At 39.2% G+C, this 19,660-nt stretch carries 16 protein-coding genes; 1 reads left to right on the top strand and 15 read right to left on the bottom strand.

The genetic code is table 11. The features are described 5' to 3' along the window. Positions 1 to 12: 12 nt before the first annotated feature. The 15 genes from ACOB82_RS13690 to ACOB82_RS13620 all read right to left on the bottom strand — a co-directional run bounded on the left by ACOB82_RS13690 (position 13) and on the right by ACOB82_RS13620 (position 19,408). Positions 13 to 3,141, bottom strand: a complete 3,129-nt coding sequence (locus ACOB82_RS13690; protein ID WP_448213534.1) for a type III restriction-modification system endonuclease — start codon at positions 3,139 to 3,141, stop codon at positions 13 to 15. A 96-nt stretch (positions 3,142 to 3,237) separates the two neighbouring features. Then, entirely contained in the window at positions 3,238 to 5,154 is a 1,917-nt protein-coding gene (locus ACOB82_RS13685) for a site-specific DNA-methyltransferase (protein ID WP_448213533.1), read from the bottom strand. Between the two features lie 41 nt (positions 5,155 to 5,195). After that, positions 5,196 to 5,885, bottom strand: a complete 690-nt coding sequence (locus ACOB82_RS13680; protein ID WP_448213532.1) for a DUF4391 domain-containing protein — start codon at positions 5,883 to 5,885, stop codon at positions 5,196 to 5,198. After that, the gene (locus tag ACOB82_RS13675; protein WP_448213531.1) at positions 5,885 to 9,175 is read right to left on the bottom strand and encodes a helicase-related protein; all 3,291 of its coding nucleotides are present in this window, start codon (positions 9,173 to 9,175) and stop codon (positions 5,885 to 5,887) included. Before ACOB82_RS13675 ends, ACOB82_RS13680 begins: the two co-directional genes overlap by 1 nt. Positions 9,176 to 9,181: 6 nt before the next feature. Beyond that, positions 9,182 to 10,978: a GmrSD restriction endonuclease domain-containing protein gene (locus tag ACOB82_RS13670; protein WP_448213530.1), complete on the bottom strand. Its 1,797-nt coding sequence runs from the start codon at positions 10,976 to 10,978 to the stop codon at positions 9,182 to 9,184. An 86-nt stretch (positions 10,979 to 11,064) separates the two neighbouring features. Beyond that, positions 11,065 to 11,598, bottom strand: coding sequence for a hypothetical protein (locus tag ACOB82_RS13665; protein WP_448213529.1), 534 nt, complete (start codon positions 11,596 to 11,598; stop codon positions 11,065 to 11,067). Further along, positions 11,595 to 12,026, bottom strand: a complete 432-nt coding sequence (locus tag ACOB82_RS13660; RefSeq protein ID WP_448213528.1) for a hypothetical protein — start codon at positions 12,024 to 12,026, stop codon at positions 11,595 to 11,597. The genes ACOB82_RS13665 and ACOB82_RS13660 overlap by 4 nt, the downstream gene beginning before the upstream one ends. Before the next feature lie 8 nt (positions 12,027 to 12,034). After that, positions 12,035 to 12,919: a WYL domain-containing protein gene (locus ACOB82_RS13655; protein WP_448213527.1), complete on the bottom strand. Its 885-nt coding sequence runs from the start codon at positions 12,917 to 12,919 to the stop codon at positions 12,035 to 12,037. 142 nt (positions 12,920 to 13,061) lie between these two features. Next, on the bottom strand, positions 13,062 to 13,241 hold the full coding sequence (locus tag ACOB82_RS13650; protein ID WP_448213526.1) for a hypothetical protein: 180 nt from the start codon (positions 13,239 to 13,241) through the stop codon (positions 13,062 to 13,064). A gap of 480 nt (positions 13,242 to 13,721) precedes the next feature. Then, entirely contained in the window at positions 13,722 to 14,627 is a 906-nt protein-coding gene (locus ACOB82_RS13645) for an HNH endonuclease signature motif containing protein (protein ID WP_448213525.1), read from the bottom strand. A gap of 232 nt (positions 14,628 to 14,859) precedes the next feature. Next, on the bottom strand, positions 14,860 to 16,107 hold the full coding sequence (locus ACOB82_RS13640) for a tyrosine-type recombinase/integrase (protein ID WP_448213524.1): 1,248 nt from the start codon (positions 16,105 to 16,107) through the stop codon (positions 14,860 to 14,862). Beyond that, complete coding sequence (locus tag ACOB82_RS13635) at positions 16,104 to 16,679, bottom strand: DUF6475 domain-containing protein (protein ID WP_448213523.1); 576 nt, start codon at positions 16,677 to 16,679, stop codon at positions 16,104 to 16,106. Before ACOB82_RS13635 ends, ACOB82_RS13640 begins: the two co-directional genes overlap by 4 nt. After that, positions 16,669 to 17,499: a replication protein gene (locus ACOB82_RS13630; protein WP_448213522.1), complete on the bottom strand. Its 831-nt coding sequence runs from the start codon at positions 17,497 to 17,499 to the stop codon at positions 16,669 to 16,671. Before ACOB82_RS13630 ends, ACOB82_RS13635 begins: the two co-directional genes overlap by 11 nt. Positions 17,500 to 17,514: 15 nt before the next feature. Next, a complete protein-coding gene (locus tag ACOB82_RS13625; RefSeq protein ID WP_448213521.1) occupies positions 17,515 to 17,835 on the bottom strand; it encodes a helix-turn-helix transcriptional regulator in 321 nt (106 codons plus the stop codon). Positions 17,836 to 18,268: 433 nt separating this feature from the next. After that, the gene (locus ACOB82_RS13620) at positions 18,269 to 19,408 is read right to left on the bottom strand and encodes a hypothetical protein (protein WP_448213520.1); all 1,140 of its coding nucleotides are present in this window, start codon (positions 19,406 to 19,408) and stop codon (positions 18,269 to 18,271) included. An 82-nt stretch (positions 19,409 to 19,490) separates the two neighbouring features. Between ACOB82_RS13620 and ACOB82_RS13615 the strand changes: the two genes are divergently transcribed. Continuing rightward, the gene (locus tag ACOB82_RS13615; RefSeq protein ID WP_448213519.1) at positions 19,491 to 19,625 is read left to right on the top strand and encodes a hypothetical protein; all 135 of its coding nucleotides are present in this window, start codon (positions 19,491 to 19,493) and stop codon (positions 19,623 to 19,625) included. Positions 19,626 to 19,660 lie beyond the last annotated feature (35 nt).

Below are 19,660 nucleotides of genomic sequence, written 5' to 3'. Positions count from 1 at the left end.
TTTCTATTTTCCTTAATTTTGTCCAACTACATTCAATAGATCTTTATAGCTAGCTACCATATTGAACTTAACTTTTTCAGCTTCGTCATCTGACTCTACTTCTTGCTCTAATCGTTTGAAGAACTTCTTGGCACATTCAATTTTTGCTTCTTCAATCTTTTTAAGTTGCATGGTAGACATCGAACCTTTTGTCTCAGCAATGAACAATACGTGTTTTACGGTTCCATCTTTAAACGCGATAGCCCAATCAGGGTTATAGCCTTCAGTGCCTAATGGTGTTGGTATCGTAAAACCTTTTGGTAGTTTAGCGTATACTTCAATCTCATTGCTGGTATCTAACTCTTCAATAAACTTACGTTCGACTTTTGAATCGGTTGATGCAAAGTCATACACATGTTTCTTCAGATTTTCGACAACTTTACTAAAGTCGTTAATCACCTGGTTTTGAGTGAAAATGTCAGTATCATAGGTTTCATCAATTAAGTCATACGATAGCTGCTGAATTGTGGCAGTAGCTTTTTCTTCATTGATTAATCGCGTCGCTTCACTGATAAATTGCTCAGGGTTAACTTTGAACTTGTCAAACTTATCAGACGTTATCCCTTGTAAAACTGCACACACTGTTTTGCGAGTAAGCTTTGTATCTTCGGCAATTTCACCAATTAGGTCATAGGGAACAGACGATTGAATAGGTGCATTGTGTAATTGTCTATCTGTTTCTCTAACTTCAAATCCAGCGCCTTGTTTTAGCTGGTCTTCAGTCAGCTTATCTCTTTGGTCACCCACTTCAATCGTGTATTGAAGCGGTGTAACGTGAAGATGCTCGTTAATGGCTGCAATGGATTTCTTAACTAACTCATCTGAGTCGAAGTTAACCTGATAAACCGCCTTACGATTGATTTTATTCCAAAGCTTTTGAAACGCTTTTTTCTCAAAGTTAGCATTTAATACATTAGATTTAGGTTTACGATCATCAGTGATTTCAGGCATTTGTGCTTGGCTAAACACGCCATTGATCAGTTCTATGACTTGTTCGCTATGTTCTCGTACTTCTTCAGGTAACGGTTCAAGCTCATTGTCTTTTCTAGCTTGGTGGTATTTGTCTGTGATTTGTCTCTGGCGATCAACATAGCCATTTTGAATGAGATAAAACTCAATAGCTTCACTCATATCCTCATTAACAACAACATCGCCTTGTTCGGTTTTGATCACTTTATTTAAGAAATACGCTTTATCTGCTTTCTTCGGTCTAGCAGAAAGTGACTCGCTGATATCACTTTGTAATCCTTTAACAAAGTCGCCAAAGCTCTCATTTGCGACAACCGTAAGCACATTAGTCTCATGGACTGTAGCAGGATGATCTTGACGTTCACCATGTTGGTTTACCGAGATGCGTAAACCACGGCCAACCTCCTGGCGACGTGAAACAACATTATCGTAATCTGCGTGTTTAAGCATACAGATTACAAATACATTAGGGTTATCCCAGCCTTCACGCAAAGCTGAATGTGAGAAGATGAAGCGTTTGTCTTCTTCAAAGCTCAATAGTTGCTCTTTCTTTTTCAGAATTAGATCATAAGCAGCCGTTGCACTCTCATCATTTGCTAAGCCTCGCTCTTCACCACGAGTCTTCACTTTGGGATCAATCAGCTTTTTCTTCTTATCAATGGCAAAGTAACCTTCATGAGTATTTGCCCCATCTATCTTAGCTAGATATTTCTTATAAGGATCATCATCTGAAAGCTCAGTCAGATACTCTTCTTTCAGTAATTGATACTCTTCTTCAAAGGCTCTGGCGTATTCACCTTTTTCATCTTCTTGGCTGTAGTCACGGTACTTAACAACCCCGTCGATGAAGAATAAAGACAGCACTTTAATGCCTTTACCGAAAAGGCGACGTTCTTTATCTAAATGTGACTTGATAGTGTCACGTATTTGAATTCTACGCATTACATCTTCAGTAATGTCGTTAGATGCAACACCAACTTGAATACTTTTGCCATTTAAAAATTCTACGGTGTCGGTAACAGCGTTAATTTCAGATACCACAAAGTCTTTGTATTCCGCCAGTTCACCAGATAAGTCGTATAAGCGGTCACCTTTACTTACTTTGATGATTTTACGTTTGATTTCACCGGATTTAAGTTTTTGTTCTATTTCTAAACGAGCAACAGGCGCTTTCTTAGAAATTTCAATTTGCTCTAGGTATAAGTAAGCGTTCGTACCAGCTAAGCCATTTGTTTTGATACCACGAACAGAAATACGTTTAACTAACTTTTGATTATATGCATCTAAAGCATCTAACCGATGGATTTTGTTATGTACCGTTTTATGAGTTGCTGAGTAGCGCAAAATGAACAATGGGTTGAATCTTGGTAAAGCCTCTTGAGTCGCTTTACCTTCCATTTTTTGAGGTTCGTCCAATATTAAAATTGGGCGGTTAGCACTAATTACATCAATTGGGCGGCGACTCTGAAAATCATCTAGCTCTTCATAAATCCTGCGGTTATCAGCTCCTGAAGCATTAAATGCTTGGATATTGATCACCATAACATTAATGCCAGCATCAGATGAGAAACTCTCAATATCATGCAAATCTTTTGAGTTGTATACGAAAGAGCGAATTTTCTTGCCGTATATCTGGTTAAAGTGATCGGCTGTTACCTCTAAAGATTTATGAACACCTTCACGAATCGCTATGGTCGGCACCATAATAATGAACTTAGACCAGCCATATTGCTTATTTAACTCGAAAATGGATTTTATGTAGCAGTAAGTTTTACCTGTGCCCGTTTCCATCTCTATATCTAGATTGAGTTTAGCTCCAGGGCTATAACTCTTTTTAACATTACCTTTATCATCTGTGTAATGGTTTAAGCCATTAGATAAGGGCAAATTTTGCGATTTTTGAATGTCGTGGACATTTTCTAATAATTGACCATCCGATAATTTTATCTCGGCGTTTTTAAAGCCATCCTCTTCCACAGAAGTTGCTTGACGTGCACCAGTGTGATCAGCTTTTGCTAAACCAGGGTCAATTCGATATTGAATACCTGAGGTGTTTGGTTGGCCGCGAAAGCAGTCGATAACTGACTCAACAGACTTTTTCTGATATTCAAGCGGTTTAAAGTTAAGCTTCATCGATTACCTCCATGTACTCGACCCTTCGGGCACTCTTTGTCTTCGCCAAAGTATTGTGCAAACTGTAGTCCGATAAAATTTGTCATTTTTCACCTCTTAAATAGACTTAACGTCTGTCATTGGTGAAATTTGCTTAAATATCTGCTCGACGTTAATTTTTACAGAATCATTGGCAAAACCATCATCACGGAATACAACTCGAAGTGGCTGCTTCTCTGCCAATTCTTTGATTAATTCATTTGATATGTTTCTACTAAAGCAGGCTATTAAGTCAGCACCTTCACCGTCTTCATCAGCATTAACAAAAAAGACATCTTTTGAAGTAATTTGATGCTTAGATATTGGTAGAGTTAAACCTACTCCCCAATCGAGTAACACTTGGAATAAGAGATCTTCATCTGTTCGGTCTTCTTTGATGTTTTCAACTTGAGCAAACATATCCGATTGGTTAATTTGGTCTGGGCGATAAAACACATCTGTCATATTTGATGAATCTATCTTTAATGACCTAAAGCCAACTCTTTTATCCGTATATTCTTTTGCAACTCTGCGTATTCTTTCTCTACCTACCTCCGGAATTGTTTCGAAGCCATCCTTAAATGCTTGTGAATTAATAGAACATTCCTCAGGGACTTGAACCAAAATAAACTTTCGATTTGTACCTTGTTCATAATTAAGTTGTAAAACGGCATCTGCGGTTGTAGCTGAACCTGCAAAGAAGTCCATCACTATCCCATCATGGTCATCATACATTAATGCCTTTATTAGTAATTTAATTAACCCTGTAGGTTTAGCATAATCAAAATAACTGACTCCAAATAACTTCGCTAACTCAGCATCCGCATCTTCATTTGTAGCTATTCCATAGTGCTTAATTGTCAACAGGTTATGCATTTTTTTGATTTCACCACCTGGTTTAATGTGATTCGGCCTAAATGGAACTTTGCTAATGATGATTTTTTCATTGTTTAAAATTATTTCATTGAGCTTTTGAGGTGAGTATCTCCACTCACCTTTTAACCTAAATGAGTTTTGATTTTTTCCATTCTTTACAATAACTTCGTCTAACAATTCTGTGACAATTTTACCTTCAGACATATCTTGTGGCGAAATTACCTGATCGGGAAGGTTGAAATCTACATATCCTGCTGGAAATTCTAATACCCCTATGGAGTTACCAGCATTATTAAACGGATATTTTTTTCCTTGTTCTGTCAACTCGACAGAAAAAGCTTTGGTTGCTTCTCTATTTTTTGAAAAACACAAGATGTATTCAAACTTACTACCTAAATTTTTGTTAAGGAACGACGGTTTTTTCTTTTTTTCCCAACAAAACTCAGTAATAAAATTATTTTCTCCAAAAATCTCATTGCAAACAGCTTTTAAATTATGAACTTCATCATCTCCAATAGATATAAAAACGACTCCGTCGTTAGTTAATAAGTTTCTTGCCAGCTTTAGTCGGCTATAAATCATAGATAGCCAAAAAGAGTGAAAGCGACCATTCGACTCCGGATTAGAAACAAGCTTATTGTGGTCGGCATCTATTTGGTTACTTTTACTCAAAAAGTCTTGAGTATTCTCAGAAAAGTCGTCTTTATAAACAAAGTCACTACCTGTATTGTATGGAGGGTCTATATAGATCATTTTTACTTTGCCAAGATAAGTTTCTTGCAAAAGTTTTAACGCTTCTAAATTGTCACCTTCAATAAACAGGTTTTCTGTTGTATCAAAATTAACACTTTCATCACGGCAAGGGCGCAGTGTTTTTGCAATGGGTGCATTCGCTGTTAATAGGGCATCTCGCTTACCTGGCCAATTAAGGTGATAACGCTCTTGAGGGCCTTCAACAATGGAATTTGATAATTCTTGTTTTAATTGGTCAAAATCAATCGCTAATTTTAGCTTTCCGTTTTCGTCATTAGCTTCTGTAACGCAATTTGGGAATAGGCTTCTTATCTTCTCAATGTTTTCTTGCGATAAGTCAGGGGAGTGCATTTTTAATTTGTCCATCTGTATTGTCCTATGTCTTCAATTCTTTATTTAATATTTGTTTAAGCAGTTAACTGTTTTAACTGCTGTTTAATTTTTTTTAAATCAGCGTTGATAGTGACTTTGTTCTTAAACTGTTTTTCATTGCTGAGTTTTCTATTAACCTGTTGGTGTTTTTTTTCTAAGCTTTTTATCTCATCTAACCGATTGATGAGCTGAGTAAACGATTCATTTTCTCTTAGGTCATAAGGGAGCAATGAAGCCAATATCTGTTCGTATAAGCCTTTGATATTCAATGCTACAGGTAATTCTAAGCGGGCGAAATTTTCTTCACCAAGTGAAAGCTCAGATTGATAATATTCTGATAAGCTCACACCACCATTGACTCCGATGGTTTTATAGCAAGCTGTAACATATTGCTTTTTGGTAGTAGTTTTAACTTCAAAAACAATTGGATGAGGTATGGCTTTGTCGATAGCCAGAAGCACCTCTGTGTTAAGCAGTTCACCTTTTAACTTAATTTCAAAGACTTGTACTTCTGTAACGTCTTTATGAGCTTCTATATTTAATGTTTGCGTCGATAATTTTTGCGCCCAAATAATTTGCTCTACTTGGGTGACGAACATTTCTTTTAGCTTAGAGTCAGCGTTTGCTTGCTCGTACAACTTCGTTTTAGGTAAGTTTCGATGTACCCGTGTGCTGTCAGGGTACTTAAAAAATCCTTTTTTGGAATTTGTGGTTAGTTGATCCATCAACACTCCTTTTGAATCACTAAAAAGTTGATTAACTCAAAGTCATCTAGCCCTTGAATTGTATTAACTAGGGCAGAGGTTTCCCCACTACTAAATAAACTATCAATATCTTGCTCTTCTTTAACCGCAATCATTGAGTGAATAGCATTGGATAGTAGCTCAGAATACTTTTCCATTTCTTTGCCGTCGTTGGTTTGTTCATTGAATATCTTGCAAACAGCAGCAACTGGCTCTGATATACCTTTACAAGATGTACGCACTAGGTCGAGCAGGCGTTTGACTTCAGAGTGGTTCGCTATGACTTCACCATACTCACTAATATAAATGAGATAATAAGGATGTAATCGATTTTTCTGATCAATATTCACGCTTTCATTGACGTTTCGTAATGTAAAAATAACCCCTGGTTTTAAGCCCAGTGATTCATCACTAGGCACAACGGCGTGCATACCATTTGGAATGCCTTTTGGCTCTCCTTGCTCCTTAACGTAGTTGAGTAAGTCCATTCTGAATTCGTTTAGGCCAAGATCGGTGATCGATATACCCGTTTTTACATCTTCCAGCTCGATTACTTCTTCTTGAAGACGTTTTAGTTGCTCTTTGCGGTAACTTACATCGTTTGCTTTTGCACTCAGAACGTTGTCATCTCCAGTGGCGGTAACATCCACAATTGTCATGCGGCTTTCAACACGTTCTTTTAAATTAATGTATTCATCTAACGAAATATCAGGCCAGTAGTTAGCGAGTTGAATTGATTCATTCGGTGAACCGATACGATCTACACGACCAAAGCGTTGAATTATTCGTACAGGGTTCCAGTGAATGTCGTAATTTATTAAGTAATCACAATCCTGTAAGTTTTGACCTTCTGAGATACAGTCCGTAGCGATTAGAAGATCTATCTCAGCTGGTTCATTGGGCAACACTAGGTGTTTTTCTTTTGACTTGGGAGAGAATAACGTTAGGCACTCTTGTAAGTCATAGCCTTTTTTACCCGTTTTAACCGTTGTTTTTGGATTACCTTGCCCAGTAACTCTTGCCGTATGCAAACCTTTTAATGCCAAAATATCATTGGCGAGGTTACGATATAAATACTCAGCGGTATCTGCAAACGCGGTGAATATGATAACTTTTCTATTATCGGGATTAATTGGGTTGTCGATTTTGTCGAGTACATGCTGTTTTAGGTGCTGAAGTTTAGCATCTTGCTCAGGCGTTATCGTTTTCATTTCTTCCAATAGCGCAGAAATGATTTCAAGGTCGCCACTTAAATCTTGCTGCCATGAGGGTAAGTCCATATCCATAAGCTGGATCTTAACTTTTCCGCCAATTTCCATTTCTTGAAATGTTGGTAAATCATCATCTTCTGAATCTACCGCTGCTAGTGCCCCCGCAAAATCATCTACCTCTGTCACACCATTATTATCGTAGAACGCTTGGATCATTTTAAGCGTATTTGCATGATTATCATGCAAGCTTTGAAGGGTTAACCTAAATGCCTCGACGGAGCTTTCTAGTCGTTTCAGCAAGTTAGTTGTCATTAGTGCAACTAAGCTTTTTTCCCTGTCTACTTGACGCAGCTTACCTTTACCGCCACCTACTTCCGTGTCATACAAGTCTTCATACTTTTTGAGTCGGCTCGGTAGTATGTAGCTAACAGGTGCATAGACGGAAAGTTTTAACAGTTTCAATTGAGCGAATATCTCGTTAAGGGAAATAACTCCTGGTTTGTGTGTCAAAGGGCACTGATGAGATAGTGGTTTTCGGCGCGTTGGAAACTTGCCGATATCACTTGTATCGTAGAACGTTTGAATGTGCTTGCGTGATCTTGCAATGGTGACGGCATCTAGCAACTCAAAGAAATCAAATTCTAACGCATTTAAAATTGCCGCTGGTGTTCTTTGCTCAGGCTCTAACTTAGACCAATCATTAAAGGCACGCTGCGCATTTTTAAAAATAGTATCTATCGATTTTGTAGTACGTAATTTCTCGGTTAACTCTTCCTGGTTTCCTTCGTAAGCTAGGGCTAGCTGGTTTTTTAAATCCGTGAAGCGGTTATTTACAGGTGTTGCTGAAAGCATTAAAACCTTTGTTTTTACACCAGCCCTGATCACCTTATTCATTAATTTTTGGTAGCGAGTTTCGCGATCTTTAACCGGATTGTCGTTTCTGAAATTATGCGATTCATCGATAACGACTAAATCGTAATTTCCCCAGTTAATTCGATTAAGCGGTGTACCAAAAGACTCACCGCTTGTTCTATCCAAATCGGTGTGGCAAAGCACATCATAGTTAAAGCGGTCTTTTGCAAAGATGTTGGTCTTTAAATTTCGGTTGTAGTTTAGCCAGTTATCAGCCAGCTTTTTGGGGCATAGGAGTAAGACAGAGCGATTTCGTAGCTCGTAGTATTTCATCACCGCTAGAGCAGTAAAGGTTTTACCTAAACCTACAGAGTCCGCCAAAATACAGCCGTTGTACTGTTCTAATTTGTTAATTAGCCCAGTTGCTGCGTCTTTTTGATAGTTAAACAGTTTATTCCAGATAAGCGTGTCTTGGTATCCAGTTCGGTCATTAGGGAGTACGTCTTCATTTAAGTCATCAAGGAATTCAAAGAAAATGTTGTAAAGCATTAAGAAGTAAACTTTCTCTGGCGAGTTTTCTTGATAAATAGATTCAATATGCTCAACGATTGAAGATGTGACTTCTTTAACTTTGTTGTCGTCCTTCCATATCTGTTCGAATAATTGAACGTATTGTTGTGACATCATATTGTCATCAACTTTATGCACAAAGTTAGATACTGCATTACCTTTTTGATAGCCCAAATCTACCGCTGTGAATCCATTTATAGGCATGTAAGCGGCGTGCTGTTGTTCACCTTCGACAACCGCAAATTGTTGCATGGGAGCACTGGTGGTATTGGATTTAAATGTGGCTTTTTTTCGAATCCAATTCGCACACTCTTTTGCTATGGCTTTTTGATTAAGCTTGTTTCTAAGTTGGATCTCAAATTCGGTGCCGTAAAGACTTGTTTCGCCTTTATTACTTTTATCTTGTGGGATAAAAAATTCCCGACGTTCTTTCTTTAGTTTGTCGGTTACATTACTTGGTACAAATGTAGGGGAAGTGAAAATAAACTCCAATTCATCAATATCTGCTAATTCATCTTTCAGCGCTTCATAAGCATAAATGGAGAAGCATGAAGCGGCTATTCTTAGCTTATCGCCAGATTGAACAGTCTCTTTTAAATCATCACCTAATAGGCTATTGATGTTATCGATTATTTTCATTTTGATTTACAGTCCTTTGTAATAAGCTTTTATTTTACGAGCCATCTTAACTCTTCGCTCTTGAAGGAAGTCTTCATACCTATCTAATTCATAAAGTGCTAGGTCAGTCGGCAAACAATTCACTTCTAGGTTGCTTCTCAGATCTTCTGAACTATTTATGGCTCCGTATTTTAACTCGCCAGTTTCGGCTTGCTCCATGACCTCTGATATATAATCAGCAGGTTTTTTGTCGCCAATTTTGATGTTGATTTCTTGTTGCAGGTAAACAAAGTTTGCAACTTGGTTATATTTACCTAGCGTAAAACCGTTTTTCTTTAAAAAGTTCCTAGGAAACACATGGTGGATATCACCATGTTTCATGATCATGTCTCTTACTGTTATCTCTTTAGATAAGAACCCTTTTTCCGCATTGTTCACTTGCGCAGCAAGGTAGACTTTGAATGCAACCGAATTGGCTGAACTTGTAGTAAGGTTCTGTACCAAACGCACATCCCAAAAAACATCTGATAGCTCAGCTAATTCAACGCTGTTGAGAACCTCTTCAAATGGACGTTCATTTATTGACTTGATATCACGGTCAAACATTGATTCAGGAGAACCAGAATAGCGCCCCGTTAGTAGTGACATAACAAACCAACGTCTAACCCAGCCTTCAATACTAGGGTTATTCCCAAGATCGCGTTTTAACTTTAAATAAAGAATATATGCAAAATTAAGTGCATTTCGAGAGCGGATCATAGACTTATCAATAAAGCCTGTGGAGCGAATTATCATTAGAAAACGTTTGAAGCTGGTTTCGTTCATAAACTCCTGAATACCAACACCTAACTTGTCAAAAGATTGCTTTTCAATTTCTTTTTCATAGGTGCGTAATTCAAAGTTACGGCCTGAAAGTAAACCAACTAAATCTGATAATTTCCCTCTATTAAAATTAGAGGTAAAAGCAACTCTTAGCATATCTGAGTAGCTTGGGTCATAAAGATCATCGTTCTCATCTTTTAGCCACTTCATTTTCTGGAAAAAGTCAGTCTCTATAAAATTAAGATCATTAGCTTCAATGTGCTGATAAAATGCTGGTGCTATTGCTAGATGACAAAAGTAATCAATTGCTTTTCTTAAAAGGTTTCCGTTGAAGTCTTCATTCGCTGCGATCTTCGACATAGCAAAATCTGCCTGACTTAGAACAACGCCTTTTGAATTAATGCGAATGAATATTTCAGTAACAGTTTCAATATCAAGCTCTGGAGCTAGTTCAATTAAGCCAATTTGCTTTTTCGTGATGTCACACAACCTATCCAGTCTTTCATAGATAGTATCTTCATCAGCGTCAGGATTGGCAGCCAAGTATTCTTTAGCCACCTTATGACTTTTAATATCGCCATTAATTACGGGCGATATATCTTGTATCCAAGATTTATCTTTTAAAATTGCAGAGTTCACAACTTCAAAGCGCTCTAACAATGGTTGGAAGGCAATTTTAATTTTTACTTGCTGATAATGCTGATTAATAACTTGTTCACCAGCGATAGCCGCTCTAAGAGCTGTAATTCGTTGCTGTCCGTCAATGAGGATTTTTTTCCCTTCAGCTAGCGTACCATCCTTTAATTTAACGTTTGGGTTTCTCCAAGCAATAACATATCCGACTGGAAAGCCTTGATACAGACTATCCATTAAATCTCTAACTTTGGAAGATTCCCAGACGAAGGGGCGCTGTATTTCGGGGATAGCTATTTCACCAGACTTTACCCAGCTTAATACAGTTTCTATTAGGTGTTGGTTTACAGAGTACTTTTGAGAGGTCATTTTACTTCCTTTTATTAACAGATAATTAACATCATGTTTTTTATGTGTTTTATATTAAGATAATCCAAATGATTCTGCATTGATGTTTATTGATTTGTATAAAAAGTTTCACACTTCAATACATGTAAGATTTCTCCTTGAGCACTAACCAATGCGAAACCTTTCTTTATTTCACTGCTAATGCTAGTTTTATCAACTGCTCTAAATGACCAAATAGTAGAGTCCTTATCCTTTTTAGAAATAAAATCAATCCATGCTCCATTCAAAAAACCAAAAGGCACATTCGGCACTGCGCCCAAAGGGTCAAAGACCATCTCATCTTGCTCAATCTGTTCAATGGTCAGTTGCTCAATTAAATCTGCTTTTTTAACAGAAAATGGCTCAGGCTCTTTAACTGGAAACAACGCATGTTTTATATGGACAGTGAGCACTATCGGCCAAAATAAAGATAAAACGGCCCAAACCACTAGCATAAATAACCATTCCGCTAGCTGCTCAGATAAGTACTTATCCTTATCGAGCTTAGGCAAGCCGCGTGAGCGCTTATCACTGCCAAAATACCATAAGCTTAAAAGCGTATAGAGAACACCAATGACGACATATATGATGAAATAATTCATTGAGGTACATACCGTATGTTTGGCTGTATCGATGTCTTTACCACGACACCTTTTTTCATATCAATAATAATTTCTCGCTCTGGCTCACATACTCTAAAACCCACGACTTGATAAGCTCCCATTTGCCCATCAGGTAAATACAATTTACCGGTAAACCAATGAGCAAATACTCTCTCTGGATAACCAGGAAAAATATCGTTCAAGGTAATTTGTTGATTGCCACCACCAATGGTCGTATTAATGTTGATAAGATAAAGCCTATCGTCAATAATTTCCCAGGTACCTACGTACCCTCGCCACAATGCCGTCATACGGGAGATAAATGGACGAGGTTTGTTTGCTAAGGTGTAATAATCTTCAAGCGGACACGACTCTAACGAGCGCTCTTTTCCTTGGTAGACAATCGTTTCAGAAAATTGAACGGTCATTCGCTTTCCTAGTAACCCGGTGCGATCGCTAAATTTTCAGCGCCATAAAGGGTCTGACGATTACGCAGCCATAACTGATACTCACCACCAGACATTGACGCATCTTCAGTGCAATCGACATTCCACCGTCTTAACAAATACCCGGCGAGTGCCGCCCGGACATTTAAATCTAAGATCCCTTTTTGCATACCATAATCAAGCTCAATGGCCGTCGAAAACTGAACATTATTGGGGTGAGGCACTAACTGCAATGGCATCATACGATTCCATTGATGATCTTCGATTTTCAATTCAAATTGCTCGGGCACTTTAGGTTTAATGGTGACCTTGCTAATGCGTGTTAACACAAAATCCCTAAAGCTGTTGCTCTTGCGATCAAACGCCCTGACATGCCAACGCAGGCCATTATCAACAATGGCATGTGGCACAATTTCTCGTGCCGCAGAGCCACTCGATAACGAGGTATAAATGATACTCACTGCTTGCTCATTTAATATTGCCTGGACTATTTTGGCAACAATGAAAATATCTGGAACATTAAGCTGACTGGGGGCCTCGACCGGAAAGTTGATATCACCAATCGCATCAAAGCCATCACTGATATCATTCGCTAGTTTTACTAACGTTTTACGGGCATCATGGGTAAACAGCGGTTTGAAGTCTTTGGTTTGGTAGTAGCTTTTATCGACATTATCAAAGGTGAGGTTTGTACGCGCGAGCTCTTTGTATAGCGAGATATCACGTGTGGCATTGGCCATGCCCATTTCAAACTTTGTGGTTAAATCGTTTCGACTAAAATACCCGCGAAACATCAGTAAGAAGTCGATATACGCTAAACGCTGCTTTTGTGAAAAACTCAAATTTTCTTTATTTTTATTATTAGGCTCAGGCATGACGCTTTATGATGAACTGTTTAAATCATTTTGATTACATCATAGCAGTCCATTGTTTAATCGCAAGTAAGAAAGCCAATTAACGACATAACCTTAAAAGCGTGGTATTTTTTTACAGGATTATGCAAAAATCCTAATAAAACTACTTAGCGCAAAGCACCGCGTTTAAAATATAAAGACCCGCAATAAAAACGACGAGATACAATAAGATCACGCCAGCCCAAATGACAAACCCTATAATGACACTCCATTTAATCAGGTGCCAAAGGATAATCACGCAAGCCTCTATCACTTCCCAAGCTGGGTAACCACCGATGTTCATAAACGCTCCTTGTCAATTTGATAATTAATCACCCGGTATTAACCAATGCCAAAAGCCATTCCATAGCCTTACCACGAGGTAACCAACTACCAGCAAAAATAGAATATCCTTGATAATCAATAAAATATCTATGATGATTGAAAACAAGACTTCCATGTTAACCCTCTAATTAAACACACCGCTTTATCACTATAGTTTACATCAGTGATTTACATAAAACGGTGTGTCAATTAAACCTTGGTTCAAACGGTTTAAGTCGATTGATGGGAGGTGAGTCCAAGCAACTCGAATACTACTTTATTGGTGCGATAAAACCCCCATAGCTGCAGAAGTATAAGCCCGCAGCACCACAGTAAATACAGATCAAAAGTTAAATCCCCACCCGGCGATATATACCAACGAAGTTGAGTGAAAAATAAGTTAAACATCAAGAAAGTACAAAACAAATTCAAAGTAAATAAACTCAATGCTGCCATGTTCTTACTCCTTAGGTTGCTTATCGTGAACTAATAAAACTTGTGCTTGCTTTGCCAAGGCATTGGCTTTTCGTGTACGCGTGCGTTTTTCAATTGAGCAAGCTTTGCTGCAGGTTAGGGTATTCTGGTATTTGTTGGTCTCGAATGTTTCCTCACAAATGACGCAGCGACGTGTCACATCATCAACGCCACGCAGCTTTCGCGCCATGCCCTGACAAGAAGACGAGCAAAACCCTTTTTTACGGGATCCTGGGTAAGTCTCATAAGATTTACCACAATGATTGCATTCAAAAGTATGCTTTTCTTGTCCCTGCCACGACTTTGTACCTTGCTCACGGTGCCAGACGTTCCCGGCTTCCGAACCATGCCATTCGCTCGCTTTTTTTTGCATCATTTCCATATGGGCTACAACTTGTTTACTGCCTTTAATCATCCGCGCTTTACCATGCCTGCTGGCATGTATTGCCGATGGGAGACATTGTAAGTTTTCAAGGCGGTTGTCCGCTTTATCATGGTTGATATGATGAATATCATGTCCTTCAGGGATCGCACCACAATATTTCTCCCACACATAACGATGTAAATAGACCGTACGATTACCCATCTCGCGATAGCCCGCTTTGTAATAGCCTTCGCTTTTTCGATAAAAAGAGATCCCATCAAAGCGATAAACCGGATATTTAATGACTCTACCAGTACGTTGATTAATCAACCGACCTTTTTTTACTGTCGTCAATCCTGGTTGCGGCATCGGTCGAATGCTAATTTTACCGATACCTAACCTAGATAATTCGTCTTCTTGTAACGACCCAAGCGAGAGTAATGATTCGCAATAGTGTGGCTCCAACGCCATTGTGCATAAACGATGACGATTAATTGAGTCTTTCAATGTGGAAATATACTTATTCACATGTTTTTCCTATCATTTTTATTATTCCGAATTAAATTCGCACAATACAACTGCGCAAATTTTTACTTTTTTATTTGTGCAACCCAAGGATGTTGAGACGTACAGATCCCTGCCGGACAGCCTGAAGCTGCAGCACGCGATGTGGTTAATCTCCTTGTAGGTGGTAAAAAAAGCTAACCTCTTTAGTTAAGGTTGCTTAAATTTTGATAACTTAATGAATACTGATAAGAAATTAACCGGCGAAAGAAAGCCGATCTTGCGCCGATCTGCCCGATAAAAATGCCGCGAACCCATTATCCATTAAATACTGATGCCAACCCGTGATCGCCTCACGGCATTGAGCCTTTGCCAGCGTTTGAATATAGGCTTTATCCAATTGACTTGGTTGGTGGTTAAGTAGCAGCTCACCGATGAGGTGATCTACGCCTAGCTCCGTCCAACTAGTGCGACACAGTTTGCGTAAATCATGGGCGCTCCACTGCCCTTGGGCGACTTTCCCTATCTGCTGTGATCCCGCTTGCGCCGTTTGGCACTGTCTGATATCGCGCTGTTTAGGAAAGACATACTCGCCGCGCTTATGGCGATGTGATAACGCCAAACGATGTTGCTGCAAAAGGGTTATTGCCTCTGACGTTAACGGCAGCTGATGAGGCTGGCCAGTTTTAGTGTCACTTCCTGGAATGCGCCACACTCGTGCCTTGAAGTCAAACGCAGACCATTTGGCTTTAATGGTTTCACCCACTCGGGTGCCGAAAAGTAGTAAAAGTAATCCCAACAGTCGCTGCGTTGGCTTGGCTTTGCTCAGCTGGTCAAAGACCATCGGCAGCTGCACAACGGTTAATCGCCCTTGGCGCGGCGCAATGGCTTTCGCGACATAATCACGAAAGCGCAAGGTAGCCACGGGGTTATGATGGAGCATGCCCGCATGCATGGCCTGGGAAAAACACCATTTCAGTGTCTGAAATATACTACTGACGGTGCTGGCCTTAAATTGGGCTAATAACGGCTGCATTAACTGCGTATCAATGACTAAGCGATCCAGCTGTCCGACGGGCACCTCGCCGAGGCGAGGTAATAACTGTCCCGTGACTTGCGTTTGTAAGTTGCGCTTACTGGCTGGCTTTAACTGCTGACTGGCCTGCCCTCTCGCTAATGCCCAGTGCAGTAGCGCTTGAGTGAGCGTTTGGCCGGTAAATGGTGCCTGCAGATAATGACCGATAGCATATTGCTGATAAAGGCGTTGCTGCGCGATCACCAAGGCTTTTCGAGCTTGGCTTACTGACATCGATGGATATTGACCAAGTAGCTCCCATACTGGACGACCACTGAATTTTTGCACCAGATAGAAGCTAGCATGTAGGCCATCTCCATGAAGCTGCGCATAAAATCGTGGGGTGCCATCTTTTAGACGCAATGGTGTTTTTTCCGCTAAATACTGATCAATGATGGCATTAGAGAGCTGACAATGGATGATTTTCATTTCCCCACCTCCAACATTGTATTAAACGTAGTGTTCTCAGTGCTAACAGGCGATAAACTTTTAGCAGCCTGATGCTTAATGATTAACGGCTCACCGTAAAAACTAGAGTTTCCGCCGATTTGTGGCACTGGGCCATTGTCTTGACAGACTAGCTGGAGATACTTCGAACTAAATTCCCGTTGCTGAAAAATCAGCTTATCTGCCGTACATTCTCGTATCACACGCCAGCCGCCCATCGCTTTAATCACATGATGGATCGTTTCATCTTCAAAGCGTATTGCTTGACCACGTGCACTATGACGCATCGCAGCGCACACACTTTGCCAAGCTGCCTCAACCTCAGGGGCTTGCTGAGCCGAGATTTTGCCAATAATCGCGGCAGGCGTTAGCATGTAACTCCCTTGGTGACCATCTGACATAAATGCCAAAAACGCTTGTTGTACATCTGCTAAGCTAAACTTTTCCAATAACTGCCACCACAATTTGACTACCGGCTTAGATGCTTCCATCTTGTAGATCTCAAACACCGGCAGTAACGTTGAAAAGAAGGCGGATTGCTCACTATTCAGCATAACTTACCTCCCTCTCTGACAATATTTCAGTAAAGATCGCTTTGTTATGTTGGTTGCGCTGTTCAGCAAAGCTTAGTGCTTTGCCTTGACTAGCTTGCTTGGGCGCACTCACCTCAAACAAGCCTTTATAACCATTTAATATCGACTGGTTAATCACCGCTTCTATCGACTGGCCCTGTTGATGTAATGCGATTAACTTATTAATGGCTAACTGCTGTGCATGCTCAGTAAGGGGCGACTTCATTTGCTTTCGATGTTCAACAAACTGCTGCCACAACGTGTTTGTCAGAAAATCAGGTAGCACTAGGTTAGATATTTCGACATCCTTATTGTTTTTTACTTTTGTTTTTGAAGTGTGTTTAGCTTGTCTATTGTAGGGGGCAGTTTTACCCCCCTCCTCTGTCAAATCTGCCCCTTGATGCGGGTCAGTTTGCCCAAGTACTGGGTCAGATTTGACCCGGGTTAATTTTGACAGCAATGCAACGCTGACGGGATTGAGTGCTTTATCACACCATTCATGTAGGGCTGGATTGAGGCCGACTTTACGGCCTTCCTGTTTAATAATGCGACGTTTAAGCAACTGTCGCTTAATTTTAGAAATGCTATTGGCGTCGATACCCGTCATTTCTGCGAGTTGCGTATTGGCCAACCAGTCCATTAATTTATTAAAACCCAACGTTTTACGCATAATGGCGTGAAGTACTTGCTGCTCTCGTCCATTAAAATTAACAAGGCAAAACATCTCACAATAGGTATTAGGTAATTTAATAAAGCCATCGCTTTCGTTCGCATATACCGGCTCAATAATGATGAAAGTCATGTCTCTACCCTCCCGTTAAAGCGATTGAATAAATTCTTGTACTTCGCTGAGCAGCCATCTGACACTATTTCGTCCAAGCACACGTCGTTTAGGGTGTAAGCCTTCAGATTCTAGTCGCCAAACCGTCGTTCGACTCAACCCATGGATTGTATTTAGTTCGCGAAAATCAATCAGCCTATCACTTATATCGGCCAATTTAATGTCTTTCATTTGCTGTAAGACAATATCTTCTGGTGATGTGTCGCTGTTACGAATAACACTGTGTTTATTTTTTTGTTTATTCGTGCTGACAGACGAGTTTTGGACATTATCAATTACATCAAGGTACTTTTTCAAAACAGGATCCCTACTAGAGGTTAATTGTAACAATTCAACTCGCTTGATCACGAGTTTGTTGCAACTCTACCCATTTTATTTCACGAAATAAATCAAATGGATAAAACATTTACTTTTAAAAAACGGGAGAATCTACCGACGAAAATTTGCTTGCGTATTTTTGTATACGTTTTGCGTAATGAATCATTTATTTTGCGTAGAGATAAAACGGATTTGCATAATTAAGACATATAACTAAAAGTTATATGTCTTAATTTTTTTTATGCGGAAATTAATGTTTACATGTATTCACGAGAACGAAAAATTTCAATAATCATTGGCAAGAATTTGAATAATATTTAATGTTAAACGTCAATCATCTATTGGTTGATGGTATTGAAAAGCCGCTAAACTTATCGCCACTGTCGACTAACTAGCGAGTATTGTTTCTGTGTCATTTAGAGAGACAAAAACCCGATGAACAAAACTTTTTATACCGAATATCGACGAGCTTTTTAAATTCTTCATACCTTGAAAACTCCTGCACAATTAATTCTGCAGGTACTCCACTGGTCAGTAATTGATGCTGAATGTAGGTAAATACATTAATAAACTCAATTGCCCATAAAGAAAAATCATGTTGTCCTGGATCATATGGCTGTTTCAGTATCAGGAAGTACTTTTTCACATGGTCAATTGAAATTCGACTACCATCAAACCATCTGGATATTTGTTTTTTAATGGCAGACGTTTCAGGATCCAATAGCCTCTGATCATCACTTTTCAAAGGCTTTGGTGATACCTTGGAATCGGTTAATTGCTTTCTTGCAATCTCTCGGTAGAAGTCTATCCATTTGGTTTTACCATTCAATGATGATGTATCAAAGAGGTTAGACTTAATTTGAGTGATAAACTCCTCAGTCGTTAAATTGAAGTAGGAAGTGTTCTTTTTGCTCCTGATCTTGGGCAATGAGTTTACCAGAATAGATTTATATCCTTCTTCTGCGTCTTGGTACTCAATTTCTAGCAGTTTTTCAAAAAGTGCAGCCCAATGCATAACCAAACAAATCAGATATTTAGCTTTGGTTTCTTGTTTGGGCTCTAAAGACTCAAAAGCACTACATTTTAGCCAAGATGTCAGAAATTCATTTACCTCTCCAAAATCGTTGTTACCTTTATGCGCTTTAATGAACTGGTATTCCACAAGGCAAAGCCCTTCTATAAATGCCAAGTAATTTGATAACTCCTTATCATCAGAATTAAGACTTAACCTAAATCCGTTAACTTGGCTTAATAAGATAAACCAGGCACCAATGCAGCTTACATCAAAATCATGCTCAGTTAAGATATTAAAGCGTTCAGCAAATGCTGAATTTTCTGGCAAAAAGTAATTTGCCAATTCTTCGGGGGAGAGCTCGTTATTTGCAGCTTTTCTAAAGAATTGATGATCGCGAGTAATACTCTCATCTTTTTTGATTTTTCTACTCATCTTTACCAATAAATCGGTATCCGATGAAAATAGGTTTGTTGCAAAAAATACTATTTCAGGTAAGTGATTAAACAGCAAACCTGTTTGAAAACCTTTATTTCGCATATTTCAACCAAATGTCCCTTTTTTCAAATCAATTCCGTGAAATCATCACCGCAGATATTAACTCATAACCAAGGAGAAACAAATGAGTAGAACCAGCAACGATGATAGAAGCGATAGTCTAAACCCAAATAATGACGCTTATTGGGATAGTTTGGATAACCATGCCAATCAACTAAATCCAAATAACGATGAATATCAAGGTGACGATGAAGATTAGCCCACTAAGAGCTACCTATTTCAAGTAGGTAGCTC

This window comes from Colwellia sp. MEBiC06753 (assembly GCF_053470325.1).
This window is presented reverse-complemented; position numbering and strand designations above follow the sequence as displayed.

Bases quoted from the DNA above. Each gene is read 5' to 3' on its own strand.
- ACOB82_RS13630 (WP_448213522.1), bottom strand. From the start codon at position 17,499: ATGACTTTCATCATTATTGAGCCGGTATATGCGAACGAAAGCGATGGC.
- ACOB82_RS13690 (WP_448213534.1), bottom strand. From the start codon at position 3,141: ATGAAGCTTAACTTTAAACCGCTTGAATATCAGAAAAAGTCTGTTGAG.
- ACOB82_RS13665 (WP_448213529.1), bottom strand. From the start codon at position 11,598: ATGAATTATTTCATCATATATGTCGTCATTGGTGTTCTCTATACGCTT.
- ACOB82_RS13670 (WP_448213530.1), bottom strand. From the start codon at position 10,978: ATGACCTCTCAAAAGTACTCTGTAAACCAACACCTAATAGAAACTGTA.
- ACOB82_RS13675 (WP_448213531.1), bottom strand. From the start codon at position 9,175: ATGAAAATAATCGATAACATCAATAGCCTATTAGGTGATGATTTAAAA.
- ACOB82_RS13640 (WP_448213524.1), bottom strand. From the start codon at position 16,107: ATGAAAATCATCCATTGTCAGCTCTCTAATGCCATCATTGATCAGTAT.
- ACOB82_RS13650 (WP_448213526.1), bottom strand. From the start codon at position 13,241: ATGAACATCGGTGGTTACCCAGCTTGGGAAGTGATAGAGGCTTGCGTG.
- ACOB82_RS13620 (WP_448213520.1), bottom strand. From the start codon at position 19,408: ATGCGAAATAAAGGTTTTCAAACAGGTTTGCTGTTTAATCACTTACCT.
- ACOB82_RS13660 (WP_448213528.1), bottom strand. From the start codon at position 12,026: ATGACCGTTCAATTTTCTGAAACGATTGTCTACCAAGGAAAAGAGCGC.
- ACOB82_RS13635 (WP_448213523.1), bottom strand. From the start codon at position 16,679: ATGCTGAATAGTGAGCAATCCGCCTTCTTTTCAACGTTACTGCCGGTG.
- ACOB82_RS13680 (WP_448213532.1), bottom strand. From the start codon at position 5,885: ATGGATCAACTAACCACAAATTCCAAAAAAGGATTTTTTAAGTACCCT.
- ACOB82_RS13655 (WP_448213527.1), bottom strand. From the start codon at position 12,919: ATGCCTGAGCCTAATAATAAAAATAAAGAAAATTTGAGTTTTTCACAA.
- ACOB82_RS13685 (WP_448213533.1), bottom strand. From the start codon at position 5,154: ATGGACAAATTAAAAATGCACTCCCCTGACTTATCGCAAGAAAACATT.
- ACOB82_RS13615 (WP_448213519.1), top strand. From the start codon at position 19,491: ATGAGTAGAACCAGCAACGATGATAGAAGCGATAGTCTAAACCCAAAT.